Below are 2,919 nucleotides of genomic sequence, written 5' to 3' on the forward strand. Positions count from 1 at the left end.
ACTTGGCGTCGGGGCGGATGTATCTGCCGCAGCGGGATGTGGTGTTGCCGGGGGCGTTGCCGCTGGTGTTCACGCGGCGGGCGGAGTCGGGATACCGGGCGGGGCGGTGGTTCGGGCCGTCGTGGTCGAGTACGGCTGATCAGCGGCTGGAGATCGGCGCGCGGGGTGTGGTGTTCGTCGCCGAGGACGGGCTGCTGCTGTCGTACCCGCACCCGGCGCCCGGTGTGCCGACACTGCCCGAGCTGGGCCCGCGCTGGCCGCTGGAGCGCACGGTGGAGGGCGACTACACGCTCACCGACCCGGCCACGGGGCGTACGTGGTGGTTCAACGGTCCGGAGGGCGGGGGTGACGGGGAGGCCCTGCTGGCGGAGATCAGCGACCGTAACGGCCACCGCCTGACCTTCGAATACGACCAACACGGCGCCCCCACCGGCATCGTCCACAGCGGCGGCTACCACCTCAAAATCACCACCGCCGACGGCCGTATCACCGCCCTCCACCTGGCCGGCGCCGACCAGGAGCTCATCCGCTACGCCTACACGGACGGCAACCTCACCGAGGTCATCAACTCCTCGGGGCTGCCGCTGCGGTTCGAGTACGACGTGGAGCGCCGGGTGATCGCGTGGATCGACACCAACGACCGCCGTTACGACTACGTCTACGACAACCGGGACCGCTGCATTGCCGAGGGCGGCACCGAGGGCCATATATCCCTGCACATCGACTACGGCCCGGTCGACGAGCGGACCGGTCACCGGGTCACCACGGTCACCACGGCCGAGGGCGACACCACCCGCTATCTGGTGAACGACCGCTGCCAGGTCATCACCGTCACAGACGCCATCGGCAACACGGTCCGCACCCGGCGGGACCGTTACGGCCGCGCCCTGTCCCGCACCGATGCCCTGGGCCGGACCACCGGCTACACCTACGACGCGGCCGGCCGGCTGACCTCCCTGACCACCCCCGACGGACACCAGCGGACCGCCTCCTACAACGACCTGGGCCTACCGGTGCAGGTCACCCCCGCGGACGGCGCCACCTGGCGTTACGCGTACGACGAGCGCGGCAACCGCATCGCCGCCACCGACCCGTTGGGCAACACCGCCCGCTACGCCTACGACGACCACGGCCATCTGTCCTCGACCACCAACGCGCTCGGCGACACCACGCGCGTGCGTTGCGACCCGGCCGGGCTCCCCGTCGAGATCACCGATCCGCTGGGCGCGGCCACCACCTACCACCGCGACGCCTTCGGCCGCCCCGCCACCATCACCGACCCGCTCGGCGCCACCACCCGCGTGGAGTGGACGGTGGAGGGCAAGCTGTCACGGCGTATCGCCCCGGACGGTGCCGAGCAGCGCTGGACGTACGACGGCGAGGGCAACCTCACCGCTCACAGGGACGCAAGCGGCGGCCTGACCCGTTACGAGTACACCCACTTCGACCTGCTGGCCGCCCAGACCGACCCGGACGGTACCCGCTACGAGTTCACGCACGACACTCAGCTGCGTCTCACCGAGGTGACCAATCCCCAGGGACTGACCTGGACCTACGAGTACGGCCCGACCGGCCGCACACTCAGCGAGACGGACTTCGACGGGCGCACGCTCACCTACGCCTACGACCCGGCGGGCCAGCTGGTCTCCCGCACCAACCCGCTGGGCCAGACCGTCTCCCTCGAACGGGACGCGAGCGGCCGGGTCGTACGCAAGGACGCCGACGGCCAGGTCACCACCTTCGCCTACGACCTGGCCGGGCGGCTGACGGAGGCCGTCGGCCCCGAGGTGTCGGCGGTGTTCGGGCGGGACCGGATGGGCCGGGTGACGACCGAGATGGTCAACGGCCAAGTCCTCACGCGCACCTACGACGCCCTGGGCCGTACCGTGCGCCGCACCACCCCGTCCGGCGCCAAGTCCACCTTCGCGTACGACGCGGCGGGCCGCCGCACCACGCTGACCACCTGCGGCCACACCCTCGACTTCACGTATGACGCGGCAGGCCAGGAAACCACCCGCCAACTTGGGCCTAACGCCGCGCTCGCGCAGATCTGGGACCCGGCCGGACGGCTGTCCGAGCAGACCCTGACCACCGGCCCGGAGAGCGGAACCCTCCAGCACCGCGCGTACACCTACCGCCCAGACGGCCACCTCACCGCCATCGACGACCAACTGCACGGCCCCCGCACCTTCGACCTCGACAACGCGGGCCGGGTCACCACCGTCCGCGCCCAGGGCTGGACGGAGACATACGCCTACGACGAAGCGGGCAACCAGACCCACGCCACCTGGCCACACGAACACCCCACCCCGGAGGCCACCGGCCCCCGCACCTACACCGGCACCCGCATCACCCGCGCCGGCCGCCTCCGCTACGAACACGACGCCGCAGGCCGCCTCACCCTCCGCCAGAAAACCCGCCTGACCGCCAAGCCCGACACCCGGCGCTACACCTGGGACGCGGAGAACCACCTGACCACCCTCACCACCCCCGACAACACCCTCTGGCGCTACCTCTACGACCCCCTCGGCCGCCGCACCGCCAAACAACACCTCGCCCCCGACGGCGAAACCGTCCTCGAACAGACCGACTTCACCTGGGACGGCCCCACCCTCGTCGAACAGACCACCACCACACCGGGCCTGCCCCACCCGGTGACACTGACCTGGGAACACGACGGCTTCCGCCCCCTGACCCAGACCGAACGCACCACCGACGCCACCACCCAGCGCGAAATCGACCGCCGCTTCTTCGCCATCGTCACCGACCTCGTCGGCACCCCCACCGAACTCGTCGACGAGAACGGCGACATCGCCTGGCGCACCCGAACCACCCTCTGGGGCACCACGACAGAAGACCGCGCGAGCACCACCCCGCTGCGCTTCCCCGGCCAATACCACGACCCCGAAAGCGGCCTCC

1 protein-coding gene is annotated in these 2,919 nt (G+C 70.9%); it reads left to right on the forward strand.

Translation table 11 applies throughout. The annotated features are described in order from the left end of the window. The coding region (locus CCN51_RS50360) for a DUF6531 domain-containing protein (RefSeq protein ID WP_143676196.1) at positions 1–2,919 on the forward strand (2,919 nt) is incomplete at both ends.

The organism is Streptomyces milbemycinicus, assembly GCF_002154605.1.
Taxonomy (GTDB): domain Bacteria; phylum Actinomycetota; class Actinomycetes; order Streptomycetales; family Streptomycetaceae; genus Streptomyces; species Streptomyces milbemycinicus.